The following is a 17,997-nucleotide window of genomic DNA, read 5'->3' as shown; positions in this document are numbered from 1 at the left end:
CACACTATAAACATATACTTCGCAAAAATAATCATTTAATTCAAAGCATATGCTTTTTATCATATAAAGTTTAGAGATTTTATAATTTGTAATAACATTTCATATGAAATTCAATTTTTCAGATTTAAAAGTCGATTATATATAATTTTTTATAAAATTACAAATAAAGACATCATTGATAATACTTAATATTTTATTATATCATAACTTAATATAATTTTACAACTTACCTTTAATAAATTAAATTTATATTTAATAATTGAAAACGTATTGAAATTTTTTTTGATTAGTTATATAATCTATCTCGGATAACCTTTTCTTTAAATTTGTTTTATAGAAAATAAGTGGTGTTAAACGATTTTTCTTATTATTTGAAAACATTTTTTATCTGTTTTTATATAATTTTTTGAAAGATCATATACTTAATCATTTAAGGAGGAATATCATTGAAAAGATTAACAAAAAAAATTTTGAGCGTTGTAAGTAGCGTTGCACTATCTTTTTCTATGTGTGCAGTAAGCTTTTCAAATGTTCACGCTGCGGCATACAGACCTCTAAAAGATAGCAAAACAGGTCTTGTAGTGTCTACAAACGTACTTGCAAACGAAGTAGGAAAAAAAGTACTTGACAATGGTGGAAACGCTATTGACGCTGCCGTTGCAGTAGGATATATGCTTGCTGTTGTGCACCCTTCTGCCGGAAATATAGGCGGCGGAGGATTCGCAGTTATACATACCGCTGACGGTAAAGATACTACTCTTGATTTTAGAGAAGTAGCACCACTTGCTGCTACAAGAGATATGTATCTTGATGAAAAGAAAAACCCTATCGACGGTCTAAGCATGACAGGTTACAAATCTGCAGGCGTACCCGGAACAGTTGCCGGAATGAATGAAATGTTGGCAAAATACGGAACAATGCCTCTAAAAGATTTGATACAACCTGCTATAGATACTGCAAACAAAGGTTTTGCAATATCAGATAGACAAGCAGAAACATTCATTGAAGAATATGACAGAATGGTTCCTTATGAATCAACAAGAAAATACTTCTTCAAAGCTGATGGAAAAACTACTTACAAAGAAGGCGAAATCTTAGTACAAAAAGATTTAGCAAAAACGCTTGAAAGAATAGCAAAAGACGGTACAAAAGGATTCTATGAAGGTGAAACTGCAGAGCTTATAGAAAAAGATATGAAAAAAAATGGCGGTCTTATCACTAAACAAGATTTGAAAGAATATAAGCCTGTATGGAGAGAACCTATAAGAGGAACTTACAGAGGATATGATATCGTATCTATGGCTCCTCCAAGCTCAGGTGGAACACATATACTTCAAATATTAAACGTACTTGAAAACGCAGATATAAAATCTATGGGATTCGGATCATCTGAAAAAATACATCTTATGGCAGAAGCTGAAAGATATGCTTATGCAGACAGATCAGAATACATGGGCGATCCAGGATTTGTAAATGTTCCTGTAAAAGAACTATCATCAAAAGAATATGCTAAAAAAATATATGATAATATAGTTGCAGCAGGTAAAAAAGCTGTACCAAGCGAAACTATAAAACCGGGTAAACTTCTTCCTGAAAGTATTCACACTACTCACTACTCAGTAGCAGACTTTAAAGGAAACGCTGTATCTGTAACTTATACAATCAACTACACTTTCGGTAGCGGCGCTACTGTAGACGGAGCAGGTTTCATATTGAATGACGAAATGGATGACTTCTCAATAAAACCTGGCGTACCTAACGCTTACGGTTTGATAGGTGGAGATGCCAATGCAATAGAAGCAAGAAAAAGACCTCTAAGCTCAATGTCACCTACTATAATACTTAAAGATGGCAAAGTATTTATGGTTGTAGGAAGCCCAGGAGGAGCAAGAATAATAACTACTGTTGCACAAGTTATCTCTAACGTAATAGACCATGATATGAATATATCAGAAGCAGTTGAAGCTCCAAGATTCCATATGCAATGGTTACCTGACGAGCTAAGAGTTGAAAAAGACACTTTAGTAAAAGATGTTGAAAACAAACTTAAAGACATGGGATATAACATTCAAGTAAAAGCGCCTATGGGTGATGTAAATGCAATAGTTATAGACCAAAAGAATAAAGTTATGTACGGAACTAAAGATCCAAGAACAGAATTCTAAGAAAAGTTTTAAAGAGGTTATCTGATATAAAAAATATCCACCTAAAAATTATGTGGATATTTTTTATACTGTTATCTAAATAAATACATATTTTTAATCTAATCATCCAATGTATGCTAATACTAAAAACTATTACAAACCTCAAAATCTATAAACTTTATATGATTTGTTGTTTAAAAAAACATATGCTTTGAAGTAAATGATTATATTATGCTTTTAATTAGCGTCTTACATTATACAAATATTAAAATTCAATAGAAAAATAGTGTGTTGTAAATTTAATAAAACATAATGCTATTTATGGACTTCTTAATATAAATTATCTATTATTGTATCATATATAAGGATTTAATTTATAGCATTATTTCATTGTAGCTTTTACCATATGATCTTTGGCATTCCAAACTACCTCAAATTCTCTTTCCTCCATAATTTTTTTAAATGGAAGATATTCATCTTTTTCATCTAAAACGTCATGTAATATATGTTCTTCCAAATCTGATTTTTTCACATACAAGACACCGTTTTTAACTTTGCAGTCTATCTTAGTTTCAGATTTTTCACCATATTCGTTTTTTACAAGTATTTTTTTGCTCGGTGATATGCTTATCTCATATTTGTCATCACCTGTTTGTTTTGCATTTTTTTGTTCTTCCTCGTATTTTTTTAGTTCTTCTTCAATTTGCTTTTGTTTTTCAGCCATAAATTCAGAATAATTAAATGTGTCATAAGAATTTGGAGCTTTTAACTCAAGATAAGTGTTATTTTTGGACATTTGCTCTGAGTTTAATGAAATGTTTATATTTTGCTCTGAGTTTTTCTCATCTTTTTTGCCGACAACACCTACACTCATATTGTTTTTTTCTGTCGAATTTAATGTAGAATTAAATAATTTATCAGCTTTATTCACATCAATATTTATATTCAAACTTATTTTTGCACTGTAGTTGTCATCTCCAAAAGCTTCTTCCATAGACAAGTTCGAACCTTTTATAACCTCTTTAATCACAGGCATCATAGGCTCTACTTTTGTTTTCCACATATCAAGAGCCTCTTGCATATTCTTTTCAATCTCTTCCTTACTTACCTTTACACCGGACTCTTTATATACTTCATACACATCTATTCCCAAGACATCATTATAAAACTTAGCAAAGCTGTCAAAATTTGAGAATATATATTTGAAATACGCATTAGTTATATCGACCATTTTATCAGAATCCCAAGTCAATATATAATTATCGTCACTTTTCTTAGTAAGTCCCAAATCTATACCGAGATCTATACTTTTTATGAAGTTTATCATTTTTTCAGTAAGCTGAGGTGCATTTTCATAATAATTCTTCATGTATTTGGAATTTAAGCCGAGTTTTTTGGAGTCTTTTTCATTAATATCTATCTTTACAAAATCTCTGTCAAACTTCTTGTCAATTCCTATATAGCCTCCAACTGCATTGATTAACTCTTTATTAACATAAATATCTTTATCATCAAAATACAGTTTAAACTCAGGTATTACCGGTGTCTTATCGTTTTTAGGCGTAAACTTTGCATTTAATTCACCACTCATTTTAGATCTGTCAAATTTTGAATTAAGCTCAATATCATATCCGAATGACACCTTTTCATCTTTGTCAATGTTAGCGTCAAAACCTGTTTTGATATTTGTTTGAGTTTCCATTTTTTCCCAGTTTGACACTCTTTTTAAATTCTCAAAATATTCATCGCTTGCACTGTCGGCATTTGCAGACGAATAAAAAGCAAGTGATGTGAATATCATCATACCTGAAAGTACAGACGAAGCTATCTTCTTAAAATTCATTGTAATCCCTCCTGATATTTTATTGTTATTATTACATTATACACGAAAAACTAAAATATGCACTTACATTTTAATTACAATTATTATAAATGTTTATTAAATTTTCGTTTTTTTAAGATTTGTAAAAAATAATATGCAAGAACCTATTACTATAAACATAAGACCTATGAGATTGTGCATAGAAATGACCTCTCTTATAAAAATATAAGCGATTATAGGTGCGAGCACAGGTTTTATAAAAAATACAAGTGATACAAATACAACAGGCAAATTTTCCATAGCCAGAAAATATGACGCAAAGCCCATACCCGTAACACCTACGGCAATATACATAAGTATGTGTATATTACTGCTGTTTATACCTGCAAATATAGGTATCATCGAAAATTTTTCAAGCCCTATTGACAAAAACATATCCGATATAGCCGGAATATGAGATAGACATATCAATATCAATAACTCCGCAACTCCGAACAAAAATCCGAACGAAGTTATAACTATACTGCTCATATTGGAAGTTCTTGCAAAAAACTTGCCGAGTACACCATAAAATGCAAAAAATACAGCAGACGTCAAACAAAGAACAACACCTATCAAACTGCCCTCAAAATTGAACGGATTGATTATATACATTATCCCAAAAAGCGATATTGCAAGTGCCACAAAAGTTCTCGTATCTATTTTCTCCTTTAATATTATAGACGCAAGCATTATAGAAAAAAATGTATTGCCTGCAAATATTATAGCAGCAGTATATGCAGGTATATAAGCTACAGATGAAGTATAAAAACTCATACTTACAACTACATTCATAAAACCTGATATTGCAAATTTGAAATAATCGGATTTTTGCAATTTATAATCAGCCTTTTCCAAATTGTTTAAGGCAATAGGCATAAGTATAAGACCGCCCACCAAAAACCTTATAAAATTAAGTTGTATGGGATTAAATGCACCCTTAGATGATTTTATAGCCACCTCCATAGACGAAAAAAATAGTGTAGCCATAATCACATATATAAATGCGAACCTGTTTTTCATCAAACCCTCCGTATCTATAATAAACAATCATATATAATTTAATTAAATAATATTTTCTAATAAAATTATGGATAACTTGTATAATTATATGACCTTAATATAAATAGTTTATTGGAAAAATTAATTATTATTATTTTATATTATTCTATAAGGTTTTAGTATAAAATAGTAAAAATCAACTTATTAAAATATTATACTTTATATTAAACACTTTATTTCTATTGTATTTTTTAGAAAATTACTTTAAAATAAAAATATGACATTGTGCTATATTTACCGTATGGCAAATTTTTTTGACTTTACGAAGTACACTATATTTATACTGATATTGGTCTGATTAATGGATAGCTCTTTGTTTTAAATATGCTTATCTAATAAATTCTAAAAAACAAAAATATCCATTGCTTAATTAAACTTCAATATTACAGTAAAATATATAAAATTATAGCATATATAACGTTTATAATATTACTTAATAAAATAATTGTCAACTGTTTGACATACATTTCTGATGGGAGGCTTTATGAACAATATACTTATAGTCGAAGATGACAATGATATAAATATGCTGCTGACAGACTTGTTAAAAGGAGAATACAATATTACAAACGCATTCTCCGGCACTGAGGCAATGCTTATATTCGCAAATTCAGGCGAAAAATTTGACCTTATCCTGCTTGACCTTATGTTACCTGGCAAAAACGGAGAGGAAGTTATAGAAGAAATTAGAAAAACATCATCAGTGCCTATAATAGTGCTAACTGCAAAAGGAGATACACAGACACTTGTAAGCGTATTGGAAATCGGGGCGGACGATTATATATCCAAACCTTTTGACACAAGAGAAGTAAAAGCAAGAGTAAAATCACATTTAAGAAAATTGCAAACAAGCGCAAATACCGATACAAACGATATACTTCAATTCGAAAATATCAAAATAGATTTGATGTCAAGAGATGTCCTTGCCGATAATAAACCTATCACGCTGACTCAAAAAGAATTTGATTTGCTCGTACTGTTTATAAACGAGCCTAAAAGAGTATTTACAAAAGAAATACTTTATACTATGGTGTGGGGGGACGCATACTATGGAGATGACAACACAATAAACGTTCACATCTCAAGGCTTCGCTCAAAACTCAAAGACTATACACAAAAAGATATAATCGAAACAGTATGGGGTGTAGGCTTCAGATTAAACACAAAAAATAATTTAAGTAATATTTAACATTTTAATTAATTATTTTTTAAAAATTTATTTTTATACTTTTATTATAGTTTTAAATGCAATTCATTTAAGTATGGACTTATACTTGCGTAAAATTTGTTCTGAATATACCCTTTCAAAACAAGTTTTGATAAATTAAAACTTCTAAAATCAAATAACTGAATTGAGGAGGTAATATGAACTCTATAATAAAAGTGGAAAATTTGAGCAAAGTGTACAAAACTTTCTACGCCTTAAAAGATTTGTCATTGGACGTTATGCAAGGCGATATATACGGTCTTATAGGCAAAAACGGTGCGGGCAAATCCACTTTGCTAAAAGCAATATCCGGCATAATTCCTGCAACATATGGCAGTATAAGCATACAAAACAGTCAAAACGAGCAACAATTAAGACTGTCACGCAAAAATATGAGATTTTTTATAGACAAAAGTCTGTTTCCATATCTGAGTGCATACGAAAATCTAAGTTATCGTTGCAAAATAGACGGCATACAAAATGAAAAACAGGAGATACTTCGTGTATTGGACGCACTCAAATTGAAAAATATAAAAAAACCTGTCAAAACCTACTCCATGGGTATGAAACAAAGGCTTGAAATAGCGTCCTGCCTTATGGGTTATCCAGATATAATTTTACTTGACGAACCTCTAAACGGTTTAGACCCTGAAGGTATCCACGATTTAAAAAATCTTATAATAGACATAAACAAAAACTATGGCACAACATTTATAATAAGTTCACACATATTATCTGAATTGGAAGTAATGTCAACAAAATTCGGTTTTTTGGATTCAGGAATGCTTATAAAACAATTAAGCCATGAAGAGCTTGAAGATGAATGTAAACAACAACTCATAGTAAAAGCCGATGATACAAAAAAAGCCACAATCATATTGGAACAAATTCTTAACACCCATAACTACAGCGTCAACTCAAATAACGAAATATTATTACTCGACTATGTAGACGAACCTCAAAAAGTAGCTGATGCACTGTACGAAAACGGATTACATCTTCAAAAATTACACTTAAATTCAATAACTCTTGAAGAATTTTTCTTAAAGATGATTGGAGGTAAAACAAATGATTAATACCTTATGTGCCGATTTATACAGAATAGCTCATAAAAAGAAAAATTATCTTTTTTTCTTAATACTTACACTACTTTTTACAACTGTAATGTTATCAGGAAGTTTATCTTACGGTGAAGAACAGCGCTTTTCACCCGATATGATAATAACAGCCTTGTCGGTGTGCACAAATTTAGGTGTTATACTGCTCTCTATAAACGCATTTATAGTAGTATATTGCGATGACATAAACAGCGGATATATAAAACAGATATTTTCAAAATCTTCCGACAGAACTTATTATATAGTATCAAAATTAATATCTCTGCTCATATATTTATTTTTTGCATATTTATTTTTAGGAGCAGTATTTTTTGCAGAGTTTTATATATTTTCTAAAGGATTTTATTCAAATATTGCAGCATATATTGATGTCTTGAAACTAAGTATAAAGACAGGACTTGTATCCTATATAATAACAGCTGTATATACGCTTGAAGGGGCGGTTATACTGTATTTTACATCAAAAACCGATATAGCTTTAGGATGGCTCTGCCTTTCGACAACACGAATATTGACAAATGTACTTTATTGGATATCCCAAATAGTAAAATTCTTAAAACCTTTTTTAAACATAACTGTAGATTCAATAGCAGGCAATGCCTTGGAAAACGGCATTATCAGCTTAAAATTTCTCATAGGTGTTTCGCTTTATGTACTTTCATTTATAGTTATACAGATATTTTTCATCAATACAAGGGAATTAAAAATAGATTAAAGGAGTTCAAATGCTTTACTTTTTATCAGGATTCTTATGTGCAATCATATTATTTATAATATATGTAATATGGAACAGAAATGAGCAGAGAAAAATCGAGTTTCAACTCAATTTAATAATACAAAAAAGCTCTGCAAGTCCTATAAAAACAAGCTATTTCGTATTTATTCCAAGCCTTTTAAATTCAATCAATCTGATAATACAGGAATTGCTTGAGCAAAAAAAAGAATTTGAAACTGCAAAGGAAAGCCTAAAAAGTATGGCAACTTCCATATCACACGATTTCAGAACACCGCTTACTTCTATAAGTGGATATATGCAACTCCTATTGGAAGATAACAACATTTCACAAGAAGATAAGATAAAATACTTAAATATTGTAAAAAACAGGAGTATGTCGCTGTCAGCTTTGGTAGAAGATTTTTATTCCATAACATCCATCGACAGTTTCGACTATCCTTTCGTAATATCAAAAATCTCTCTAAGTCAAACACTTAGAGAGATTATCGCCAATTATTACAGTGAGCTTGAGCAGGTATATGATAAGATAAATATAGATATACCTTCAAATAAAAGTATGATATATTCTGATAAAACTTCACTTGAACGAATATTTTCAAATCTTATAAAAAACTCATTTATATACGGAAGAGAAAAAATAGATATTTCCTTAAAAGATAATGCCGAGAAAAACACCTACGATGTTAGCATATCAAATACTCTGCCTGCAAATTTTAAGGTAAATTCTACACAAGATATATTCAAGCGAAACTACTCCGTTGATTGGTCAAGTGGCAGTAAATCAACAGGTCTTGGCTTATCAATAGCAAAAACTCTAACTGAAAAATCAGGTGGGCAAATAAATGCCGTAATAAAAGATAACACTATAATTTTCAGTCTATCTTTTCCAAAATGTACAGCTAATTAAAATGCCGGTACTATTGCACCTTTGTAAGTTTCTTCAATAAATTTTTTTGTTTCTTCACTGTTAAGAGCTTTCATAAGTGCTTGTATTCTCGGATCTTCTGTTTCTCCTTCTCTTACTGCTACTATATTAGCATATGGAGATTCTTTATCTTCTACAACAAGCGCATCTTTTGTAGGGTCAAGCTTTGCATCTAATGCATAGTTTGTATTTATTACTGATGCATCTACGTCATCAAGTGTTCTTGGTAATTGAGCGGCATCTAATAATTCAAATTTGAAATTTTTAGCATTTTCTACAATATCTTTATCTGTTGCAGTAAGTCCTGCTCCGTCTTTTAATTTGATTAATCCTTCTTTTTGAAGAAGTATAAGTGCTCTACCTCCGTTTGTAGGGTCATTCGGCAATGATATTGTAGCACCTTCAGGCAAATCACTCAATGCGGTGTATTTTTTAGAATATACAGCCATAGGCTCAACGTGAACTGTTCCTGCTGATACTATATGTGTACCTTTTTGAGCGTTGAACTCGTCCAAATATGGTTGGTGTTGAAAATAGTTTGCGTCCAAATCTTTTTCTTCCAATGCTGTATTCGGTATTACATAATCATTGAATACTTGTATATCCAATTTTATGCCTTCTTTTTCAAGTGCAGGTTTTACAGATTCCAATATCGCTGCATGCGGTTCAGGTGTTGCACCTATTTTTAATACTTGTTCTTCAGGAGCAGTTTTGTTTTCTTCCTTAGCAGTTCCTTGCTTTTCATTTCCTCCACTTGAGCAACCTACCAATAAAATAGATGCTGATAATGCAAATGCCAATAGTTTTTTAATATTTTTCTTCATTTAACTTACCTCCAAGTTTTAAAATTTATTAAACAATTTATTTTACTGAAACATTTTTTAGTTTATACCAATCTTTTTTTATACTAATATTTAATAAAATAATATATATTTTATTTTTCAATTATTTTTGTTAAATTAAACAAAAACATAATATGAAGCTCATCTGTCAATTAAGCAAATATCAGTATAGTACATAGTTAACAATTAAATAATGATTGCGATTTTGTCGTATACACTTTTAAAAGTTTCAGAAACTGACGCTTTATTTTTTATCCAATCTTTTGGCAATCCTGTTGCCTATGCTTTGAATTATTTGTACCAATATTACAAGGACTATTACCGTAATTATCATTATATCGGTCTGCCATCTTTGATAGCCATACATTATCGCCAAGTCGCCAAGTCCTCCGCCACCGATAGAACCTGCCATAGCTGAATATCCGAGTATGCTGATCACAGTTGTAGTTATGCCGAGAACTATTGATGATAATGCCTCCGGTATCATAACTCTCCTTATTATCTGCATTGTAGTAGAGCCCATGGAAAGCGCCGCCTCTATAACTCCCCACGGTATTTCTCTAAGTGAAGTTTCTACCAACCTTGCAAAAAAAGGTGTTGCTGCAAAAACAAGCGGAACTATAGCCGCTGTCGTTCCTATTTTTTTCCCTACTATAAATTTTGTCAGCGGAAATATGCTTATCATAAGTATTATAAAAGGGAATGAACGAGTTATGTTCACTATATATGATAAAACTGTGTTTAACACTTTTTTAGGCATTATATGATTATCAGATGTTATAACTATAACTGTTCCAAGCGGTAATCCTATCAACACGGTAAATAATGTAGATACCCCTACCATATATAAGGTTTCTAAAAGTGGTTCATATAAAACTCTTATCATATCTTGCATTATATTACCTCCACTCTTACATTATATTGCTCAAATTCTGATTTTATTTCATCTATATCGTAATCTTTCGGTATTTCAACGCACAATTTCCCAAGCGGTTCGCCTTGTATATAATCTATATTTCCGGAAATTACATTTATATCTATGTTGTACCTTCTTGAAATTTTAGAAATAATTGCTGTACAGGCAACTTCACTTGTAAATGTCAGCGACATCAGATGACCTTTATATATACCTTCAGGCAATTTATAATCATATTCTACAAAATGTTTTGTTCTTTCATTTGCAGGTTTTGAGAATAAATCTATAACTTTACCGCTGTCTATTATCTTACCTTTTTCTATTATTGCAACCTTGTTACATATTTGTTTTATAACTTCCATTTCGTGAGTTATAATGACGAGAGTGAGCGAAGTTTGTTTATTTATATCTTTTAAAAGCGATAGTATCTGCCCTGTTGTCTTAGGGTCTAACGCCGATGTAGCCTCATCACAAAGAAGTACATCAGGATTATTGGCAATAGCTCTTGCTATACCTACCCTTTGCTTTTGTCCACCTGACAACTGTGACGGATAGCTTTCCGCCTTATCTTGTAAATCAACTATTTCCAATAACTCTTTAACTCTCTTTTTTATATAATTTTTATCTTGTTTAGCCAATCTTAGCGGATAGGCTATGTTTTCAAATACTGTCATAGATGAGAAAAGGTTAAAATTTTGAAATATCATTCCTATTTTTTTCCTCTGCTCAATGAGTTCGTTTTTTCCAAGTTTCAATATATCCGAGTTTCCTATTATAACCTTACCGCTGTCAGGTTCTTCAAGCCTGTTTATACATCTCACCAAAGATGACTTTCCTGCACCGGATAGACCCACTATCCCGAATATATCTCCTTTTTCAATATCAAGATTTATATCATCAAGAGCTTTAACCGAATTGTTATACGTTTTGTTTAAATGCTCTATTTTTATCATCTATTGCTCCTAAAATTTTATAAGTATTTACTTAAACACAAGTCCATACTATAAAAAATAAAAATATTTTCAAAAATCATTATAATCTATATACTTACTAAAGATAGTATTATACTAAAATCTTATAGAATAACGAAAAATTATAACAATTAATTTTTCTGGTAGACTATGTATTAATTTTATATAATTATACAAGTTATCCATAATTTTATTAGAAAATAATATTAATTTTAATTTAATAATGGTTATTTTATAGTATGTTAAAATATATTACAGTAGATTAAGCTAATTTTTAATTTACATTCCAATATATTATATTTTTTCATATCTTTTGTCAAGCTAAATCATTCATTTTTACAGTATTTTACGATATATATTAGTTATTATCGGCTATAAGTTTTATTTATATTAAAGCCTATAAATTATAAAAATATACATAAAAAACACCGCTGTTTAATTATATAAAAACAGCAGTATTTTTTAATCTATTACATATGTTGCATCTAAAAGTTTTCTGGTATATATGTTTTGTGATTTTTTTAAATCTTTGCTTGAAATCTGCTCTACTATTTTTCCGTCATTCATTATAAATATTTCATCTGAAGCACTTGCCATCAATGCCAAATCATGAGATATGTATATTATGGTCATATTGGTTTTAGACTTTATATAGTCCAACAATTCCATTATCTGCTTGCCTACGGAAACATCTAATGCAGATGTTATCTCATCGCAAATCAAAAGTTTAGGATTTACTGAAAGTGCTCCTATTATAGCTATTCTTTGTCTTTGTCCTCCGCTGAGAGAATTAGGACTCCTATCCAACACACTTTCATCCAAACTCACCAAATTCAACAATTCTTTTGTTTTTTCAAGGCATTTTTTATCGTCATATTTATAAAAATTTTTCATAGGCTCTTTTATATAATCTCTTATGCTCATACTCGGGTTAAAGGCTGAGTGTGAATCCTGTATTATCATTTGTATGTGCTTTCTGTTTTCTCTTATCTCTTTTTTGCTGATATTTACTATGCTTTTACCCTCAAATAATATATCTCCTGAATATATATCGCACATATTGGTTACAGCTTTTACAAGCGTAGTTTTTCCACCACCGCTTTCTCCCACTATCGCAATGCTCTGTCCGTTTTTCACGCTTAAATTTATATCAGATATGATTTTTTTATTGTCATATCCTGCACTCAAATTTTTTATTTCCAATATTTTATCCATACAATCCCTTTTTATGCTAATACAATTCTCCATTTGAAATACCATATAGCTTTTATTTCTATATTATTCTAATAAACATAGATATTTTTTATATGGTTACAAGTCAAACAAATACATTATATAAGCGTCTTCACCGTTGTCCTGATAATATTTTTTTCGTCTGCCTTGCACTTCAAATCCGTATTTTTCATATAGTTTTATTGCCGGCTCGTTTGATACTCTGACCTCCAAACTCATAGTATCAAGATTTCTATCTTTTGCTTCTTTTATAAAATCCTCCATAATTAAATTGCCATAGCCTTTACCCCTATATTCTATATCCACTGCAACATTCATTATCTGAGCATCATCTATTATATCCCAAAACCCTGCATAGCCGACTATTTTTTCATCTTGAACAAGCACAATATAATAAGCCAACGGATTTAAAAGCTCGTCTTCAAACATTTTTTTTGTCCACGGATCTGTAAAACAACGCTTTTCAATCTCAAGCAAATCTTCTATATGTTCTTCCCTCATTTTCAATATTTTTACGTCTTCCATAACTATTTCCTTCTTTATGTGTTATAATTACTTCGCCTTTTTCAAAATAAAAATAATATAACTCACTTTTAACTCAATATAGTTATTAATTATTTTTTTGCCACTATTTTAAACATTCTGACAGGATTGTAAAATTCATCTCTTTCTTTATATATTCTGTCGCTTAAACTTTCATCCACTTCGCATACTTTATAGCCTATGTTTTTCAAAACTTCTACATCATATGCCGGTCTTACCCTTTTTTCAAGCTCTGAATATATTTTGTTGCATTTTTTCTTTTGCTCATCGCTCAATATTGAATGTGAACATTTTTTCGGTATTGGCGTTTCCAACAATTTGTTGGCGTTGTAATTTCCGTCAAGATTTATCAATACTCCATATTTTTTTAATATCTTATGCCATTTTTCATATGCTTTTTCCATATTAGGAAGTGTCCATGTGAGATTTCGTGTCACTATTATATCAAAGCTCTCATCTTCAAAATCAGGATTTTCAGCATCATCTACCATAAAATTTACATCCGTCCCAACTGTTTTAGTATTATTTATTGCACACTCAATCATCTCCTCGCACAAATCAATACCTGTAACTTCATATCCTTGAGTTGACAAGAGTATGGCAAAAAATCCGCTCCCTGTTCCTATATCCAATATTTTTTGATTTTTGTTTTGTAAATAAGGAGATATTTCTGCCAACCATCTGCCGGATTTAATATCTTCCAGCTCTCTTTGATGAAGATTTGAAAAATCCTTCGCTCTTGATGTCCAATACTCTATTATTTCCTGTTTAAGCTCCATTTATTTACCTCTCCTGCTATAAATTTTATATCCGTCACTATAAAGCACAATACTGCCTTGTTCATCTGTCCTGAATATCATTATATTGTATTTTTCAAGCAAATTCATAACTTCTTTATGCGGATGTCCGTATTTGTTGTTTTTTCCGCAAGATATTACCCCTATGCTCGGATTTACTTTACCTAAAAAATAATCAGATGTGGATGTACTGCTTCCATGATGTCCAAGTTTAAGCACGTCCGCTCTTATATCATCAAAATCGTTTATAATTGCAATCTCATTTTCCATAGTTGCATCCGCCATAAATAAAAAAGACACCTCTTTATATAAAAGTCTTGCGACTATTGAATACTCATTGGTGTCGCTATAGGTTCTATTTTTTTGTGGTGAAAGTATTTGTAATTTGACATCTTTTCCTATACTAAGACCATCACCTGTATAAAGCGGTTTATTTTTTAATTTTTTATTTTTCAGCTCCTGTTTTATCTCCTTGTATTGTTTAGTATCCTTTGAAACGAGTGGCATAGAAAACATACCTATATCAAAGTTTTTTATAATCTTATCCATACCGCCTATGTGATCGGCATCAGGATGAGTTGCTATTACGAGGTCAAGCTTGTCGATACCTTGAGATTTTATATAACCAGTTGTTCTACTCGAATGTTGCTCATCTCCGGCATCTATCAATACAGTTTTTTTGTCAGGAGTTATTATAAGCGTGCTGTCGCCTTGACCGACATCTATAAAATGTACCTGTAAAGTAGGACTTGTATTGTATATGCCCTGCAACCTCTGATACAGCGTATAAATTACAGATGTCAACAGCAAAATTATTATAATTTTTTGTTTTAAACTTATTTTTTTCATAATTTTAATCAATTCTCTTTAAAATATTTATATAAAATCGCTGAATATATCAAGAAAAATATACATAACTATCATCACATAAGAGGGGCAAATACTCTAAAAAGCCTTCCCAAAAGCCTGTTAAAAACAGATATATTCCTATACTCCTGATGTGTCATAAGTTTTGCCGTCTTGAGAGTATTCTCAAAATCTTCTTCTATATCAAGCGCCAATTCTCTGTCATAACAAAATATACCATTTTCAAAATGCAAATATAAACTACGATAATCCAAATTTACCGTACCGACAGTGCTTACAATATCATCACTTACAAAAACTTTTGAATGCACAAAACCTTTTGTATAAATATATATTTGTACACCTGCATCCATAAGCGCCGTAAAATAGCTCTGTGCAACCATATAGGGTATTTTTTTGTCAGGTATGCCGGGAAGTAGCAACCTTACTCTTACACCTCGCTTACACGCCATACTCATCGCATTTATAAGCTCGTCATCTATTATAAGATATGGCGTCATAATATCAACATATTTTTTCGCATAAAAAAGTATATGTATATATATAGCTTCTGCCGTATTATTCATATTACTCGGATAATCACCATAAGGTATAGCATAGTTGGCATATACTCTCATAGGTTGTATGACACAATTTTTACACTTAAATGTAAGTAAATTTTCTCTTATTTTAACCTTTTGTTTCGGATTATTTTTTAATTTTTCTTTCAACTGATATCTTTTTTTCTCATGCAAAAGCCCATTCACATCTACAAGTTTTTTATGAGTGATTTTAAGTCTTTTCTGTTTTTCTGTGAGCAAATAAGTATTGTAATCTTCCATTTCATATTTATCTTTTTCGTTTACGTTCCACATTTGCAAAAACATAGCTGTAAGACTTTTTACAGCATGTCCTTCTATCCTGATTGCACAGTCTTTCCAATGTCCGAATCTTTCTTTTTTATTAATGTACTCATCAGCTATATTTATACCTCCTGTAAACCCTATTTTTCCGTCTATAACTATAATTTTTCTGTGGTCTCTGTTGTTTTGATATGAAGATATTATAGGTTTTACCGGCGAAAATATTTTGCAGTCGATTCCTTTTGAACTTATAAACTCACTGTAATTGTCAGGTAGCGAAAACATATTCGCCCCGTCATACATAAATCTTATCTCTACACCTTCGTTGGCTTTCTTTTCAAGAATATCCAACACTTCTGTGAGCATATATCCTCTTGAAACTATGAAAAATTCTATAAATATATAATCTCTTGCTTTTAAAAGCTCTTTTTTTATGCTCTCAAAAGCATATTCTCCAAGCGAATAATACTCTAATTTTGTATCTGCATATAAAGGAAAACTCTCATATTCATACAAAAATTTTGCCATAGACGCATAATTACTGTCTACCTCTTTAAAAGATTTAAGTACATCTTCATTTTGATGTATGTACTGACTTGACATACATATCTTAGTTTTCAATACATCTGATAATTGTTTTGTTCCCGGCAATACTTTTATGAGTACATACAATATTATACCTATTAAAGGAAACACACACATAGGTAAAATCCACGCTATTTTATATGCCGAATTTTCTTCTTTATTTATTATGAAAAGTGCCAAAATTATTGATATTAAATGCCAAGATATGTTGAATACTCCCTGATACTTGTCCAATCTCGTATAGACTTCAAAAAGTATTATAAGTTGTACAAAAAAAAGAAGAGAAGTTATAGCTATCGGTTGAACGTTCATTTTCTCTCTTCGTTTTTTTCTTAATCTCAGTTTTCGCATTCTATCTTCCTCCTTTTGTACAGTTGGATAAAGATGTGCAAAATAAAAAAATATATTCTATCAGCAATATATAAATATAACTGCATTATTATACTGTATATAGTTGTGAATAACTATATAGACTACATTTTGCACACGTCTAACAGTTGTATAATAAAAAACTAAACAAAGCTATAGAAATAAATAATATTGTGTACATTTAATAAAAATATAACACTATTTATAGATTTCTCGTATAAATTATCCATTATTCTATTTAAGCTTTAGTATGAATCTATTTTGTAAAATCTTATCTATGTGTTTTTAATCTGAATTTGTTCTTGATACTCTTTCTTTGTAGGTATATCCATATCTTTATCAAACAAATTGTTTAATTTGTATGTTTTTCCTATATTGGTAACAACTATATCTCTCACGCATTTATTTAGATATTTATAATCATCTTGAAGAATTTTTACTATATTTCTTACATTTGAGTTAGACATACCTATTTTCGATGTATATACCGAACCTTGTATCCAGATAAAATTATTACTATACATATATTCTTTTATATCTTCATATGCTTTTCGCCAATTATTTTTCGGATAATATATTTTTAATGACTTCGTATCTAAATCAAATGCTATTTGTTTTAAAATTTTTGACATAATATTACACTATCTTTCTCGGTCTTATGACAGGAATTGCAAGCTCTACAAGCACATCTTCAACATCATCTTCATCTGTATCCTGCCAAGTCCAGCTTTTTACATTATTTCTGAATTCTTCTTCTAAATACAATGTGCAGTTGCCATCAAGTGTAGCTCCATAACCGCTTTCCTTATCGCTTTGGTAGATAAGTACATATTTGTCGCTACTTACATTTTCCAATTTATCTATGCGTGTATCAAAATGTTTGTCCGCAATTTTTTTCATATTTGACAGAGTTGTATCGTCCAAGTTATCTTTTAATGTTATCACTGTTTTGAACATAATTCCCTCCTGCTTTTAATTA

17 protein-coding genes are annotated in these 17,997 nt (G+C 30.5%); 5 read left to right on the top strand and 12 right to left on the bottom strand.

Annotated features, from left to right (window positions below):
- Nucleotides 1-446 precede the first annotated feature (446 nt).
- Nucleotides 447-2,165: a gamma-glutamyltransferase gene (gene ggt / locus HMPREF9630_RS07475; protein ID WP_009527896.1), complete on the top strand. Its 1,719-nt coding sequence runs from the start codon at nt 447-449 to the stop codon at nt 2,163-2,165.
- Between the two features lie 361 nt (nt 2,166-2,526).
- Here ggt and HMPREF9630_RS07470 read toward each other — a convergent pair whose 3' ends face one another.
- Together HMPREF9630_RS07470 and HMPREF9630_RS07465 are read right to left on the bottom strand one after the other, a co-directional pair.
- Nucleotides 2,527-3,987, bottom strand: coding sequence for a hypothetical protein (locus HMPREF9630_RS07470; RefSeq protein ID WP_009527895.1), 1,461 nt, complete (start codon nt 3,985-3,987; stop codon nt 2,527-2,529).
- Nucleotides 3,988-4,083: 96 nt separating this feature from the next.
- Nucleotides 4,084-5,028 (bottom strand): DMT family transporter, encoded by a 945-nt coding sequence (locus HMPREF9630_RS07465; protein WP_009527894.1) that lies wholly within the window; start codon nt 5,026-5,028, stop codon nt 4,084-4,086.
- Between the two features lie 523 nt (nt 5,029-5,551).
- Between HMPREF9630_RS07465 and HMPREF9630_RS07460 the strand changes: the two genes are divergently transcribed.
- The 4 genes from HMPREF9630_RS07460 to HMPREF9630_RS07445 all read left to right on the top strand — a co-directional run bounded on the left by HMPREF9630_RS07460 (nt 5,552) and on the right by HMPREF9630_RS07445 (nt 9,035).
- Entirely contained in the window at nt 5,552-6,256 is a 705-nt protein-coding gene (locus tag HMPREF9630_RS07460; RefSeq protein WP_009527893.1) for a response regulator transcription factor, read from the top strand.
- A 176-nt stretch (nt 6,257-6,432) separates the two neighbouring features.
- Nucleotides 6,433-7,350, top strand: a complete 918-nt coding sequence (locus HMPREF9630_RS07455; protein ID WP_009527892.1) for an ABC transporter ATP-binding protein — start codon at nt 6,433-6,435, stop codon at nt 7,348-7,350.
- Nucleotides 7,343-8,107: an ABC transporter gene (locus tag HMPREF9630_RS07450; RefSeq protein WP_009525257.1), complete on the top strand. Its 765-nt coding sequence runs from the start codon at nt 7,343-7,345 to the stop codon at nt 8,105-8,107. The genes HMPREF9630_RS07455 and HMPREF9630_RS07450 overlap by 8 nt, the downstream gene beginning before the upstream one ends.
- Before the next feature lie 10 nt (nt 8,108-8,117).
- On the top strand, nt 8,118-9,035 hold the full coding sequence (locus HMPREF9630_RS07445; protein WP_009527891.1) for a sensor histidine kinase: 918 nt from the start codon (nt 8,118-8,120) through the stop codon (nt 9,033-9,035).
- Here HMPREF9630_RS07445 and HMPREF9630_RS07440 read toward each other — a convergent pair.
- The 10 genes from HMPREF9630_RS07440 to HMPREF9630_RS07395 all read right to left on the bottom strand — a co-directional run bounded on the left by HMPREF9630_RS07440 (nt 9,032) and on the right by HMPREF9630_RS07395 (nt 17,975).
- Nucleotides 9,032-9,877: a MetQ/NlpA family ABC transporter substrate-binding protein gene (locus HMPREF9630_RS07440; RefSeq protein WP_009527890.1), complete on the bottom strand. Its 846-nt coding sequence runs from the start codon at nt 9,875-9,877 to the stop codon at nt 9,032-9,034. The two genes, HMPREF9630_RS07445 and HMPREF9630_RS07440, sit on opposite strands and share 4 nt — an antisense overlap.
- Before the next feature lie 262 nt (nt 9,878-10,139).
- The gene (locus HMPREF9630_RS07435; RefSeq protein WP_009527889.1) at nt 10,140-10,790 is read right to left on the bottom strand and encodes a methionine ABC transporter permease; all 651 of its coding nucleotides are present in this window, start codon (nt 10,788-10,790) and stop codon (nt 10,140-10,142) included.
- Nucleotides 10,790-11,764: a methionine ABC transporter ATP-binding protein gene (locus tag HMPREF9630_RS07430; RefSeq protein WP_009527888.1), complete on the bottom strand. Its 975-nt coding sequence runs from the start codon at nt 11,762-11,764 to the stop codon at nt 10,790-10,792. The genes HMPREF9630_RS07435 and HMPREF9630_RS07430 overlap by 1 nt, the downstream gene beginning before the upstream one ends.
- A 480-nt stretch (nt 11,765-12,244) precedes the next feature.
- Nucleotides 12,245-12,997, bottom strand: a complete 753-nt coding sequence (locus tag HMPREF9630_RS07425) for an ABC transporter ATP-binding protein (protein WP_009527887.1) — start codon at nt 12,995-12,997, stop codon at nt 12,245-12,247.
- A 96-nt stretch (nt 12,998-13,093) separates the two neighbouring features.
- Entirely contained in the window at nt 13,094-13,540 is a 447-nt protein-coding gene (rimI, locus tag HMPREF9630_RS07420) for a ribosomal protein S18-alanine N-acetyltransferase (protein WP_009527886.1), read from the bottom strand.
- 89 nt (nt 13,541-13,629) lie between these two features.
- Nucleotides 13,630-14,337 (bottom strand): class I SAM-dependent methyltransferase, encoded by a 708-nt coding sequence (locus HMPREF9630_RS07415; RefSeq protein WP_009527885.1) that lies wholly within the window; start codon nt 14,335-14,337, stop codon nt 13,630-13,632.
- Nucleotides 14,338-15,204 carry a ComEC/Rec2 family competence protein gene (locus HMPREF9630_RS07410; RefSeq protein ID WP_009527884.1) on the bottom strand — a complete coding sequence of 289 codons (867 nt, stop codon included), beginning with the start codon at nt 15,202-15,204 and terminating at the stop codon, nt 14,338-14,340. It abuts the gene before it with no gap.
- Nucleotides 15,205-15,278: 74 nt separating this feature from the next.
- Nucleotides 15,279-17,000: a phospholipase D-like domain-containing protein gene (locus HMPREF9630_RS07405; RefSeq protein WP_009527883.1), complete on the bottom strand. Its 1,722-nt coding sequence runs from the start codon at nt 16,998-17,000 to the stop codon at nt 15,279-15,281.
- Nucleotides 17,001-17,293: 293 nt separating this feature from the next.
- Nucleotides 17,294-17,650: a hypothetical protein gene (locus HMPREF9630_RS07400; RefSeq protein WP_009527882.1), complete on the bottom strand. Its 357-nt coding sequence runs from the start codon at nt 17,648-17,650 to the stop codon at nt 17,294-17,296.
- Nucleotides 17,651-17,654: 4 nt separating this feature from the next.
- Nucleotides 17,655-17,975, bottom strand: coding sequence for a hypothetical protein (locus tag HMPREF9630_RS07395; RefSeq protein WP_009527881.1), 321 nt, complete (start codon nt 17,973-17,975; stop codon nt 17,655-17,657).
- Between the last annotated feature and the right edge of the window lie 22 nt (nt 17,976-17,997).

Source organism: Peptoanaerobacter stomatis, assembly GCF_000238095.2.
GTDB classification, from domain to species: Bacteria; Bacillota; Clostridia; order Peptostreptococcales; family Filifactoraceae; genus Peptoanaerobacter; species Peptoanaerobacter stomatis_A.
This window is presented reverse-complemented; position numbering and strand designations above follow the sequence as displayed.

Bases quoted from the DNA above. Each gene is read 5' to 3' on its own strand.
- HMPREF9630_RS07410 (WP_009527884.1), bottom strand. From the start codon at position 15,204: ATGAAAAAAATAAGTTTAAAACAAAAAATTATAATAATTTTGCTGTTG.
- HMPREF9630_RS07455 (WP_009527892.1), top strand. From the start codon at position 6,433: ATGAACTCTATAATAAAAGTGGAAAATTTGAGCAAAGTGTACAAAACT.
- HMPREF9630_RS07395 (WP_009527881.1), bottom strand. From the start codon at position 17,975: ATGTTCAAAACAGTGATAACATTAAAAGATAACTTGGACGATACAACT.
- HMPREF9630_RS07465 (WP_009527894.1), bottom strand. From the start codon at position 5,028: ATGAAAAACAGGTTCGCATTTATATATGTGATTATGGCTACACTATTT.
- HMPREF9630_RS07460 (WP_009527893.1), top strand. From the start codon at position 5,552: ATGAACAATATACTTATAGTCGAAGATGACAATGATATAAATATGCTG.
- HMPREF9630_RS07450 (WP_009525257.1), top strand. From the start codon at position 7,343: ATGATTAATACCTTATGTGCCGATTTATACAGAATAGCTCATAAAAAG.
- HMPREF9630_RS07440 (WP_009527890.1), bottom strand. From the start codon at position 9,877: ATGAAGAAAAATATTAAAAAACTATTGGCATTTGCATTATCAGCATCT.
- HMPREF9630_RS07400 (WP_009527882.1), bottom strand. From the start codon at position 17,650: ATGTCAAAAATTTTAAAACAAATAGCATTTGATTTAGATACGAAGTCA.
- HMPREF9630_RS07405 (WP_009527883.1), bottom strand. From the start codon at position 17,000: ATGCGAAAACTGAGATTAAGAAAAAAACGAAGAGAGAAAATGAACGTT.
- rimI (WP_009527886.1), bottom strand. From the start codon at position 13,540: ATGGAAGACGTAAAAATATTGAAAATGAGGGAAGAACATATAGAAGAT.
- HMPREF9630_RS07425 (WP_009527887.1), bottom strand. From the start codon at position 12,997: ATGGATAAAATATTGGAAATAAAAAATTTGAGTGCAGGATATGACAAT.
- HMPREF9630_RS07445 (WP_009527891.1), top strand. From the start codon at position 8,118: ATGCTTTACTTTTTATCAGGATTCTTATGTGCAATCATATTATTTATA.
- HMPREF9630_RS07415 (WP_009527885.1), bottom strand. From the start codon at position 14,337: ATGGAGCTTAAACAGGAAATAATAGAGTATTGGACATCAAGAGCGAAG.
- HMPREF9630_RS07435 (WP_009527889.1), bottom strand. From the start codon at position 10,790: ATGCAAGATATGATAAGAGTTTTATATGAACCACTTTTAGAAACCTTA.
- HMPREF9630_RS07470 (WP_009527895.1), bottom strand. From the start codon at position 3,987: ATGAATTTTAAGAAGATAGCTTCGTCTGTACTTTCAGGTATGATGATA.
- HMPREF9630_RS07430 (WP_009527888.1), bottom strand. From the start codon at position 11,764: ATGATAAAAATAGAGCATTTAAACAAAACGTATAACAATTCGGTTAAA.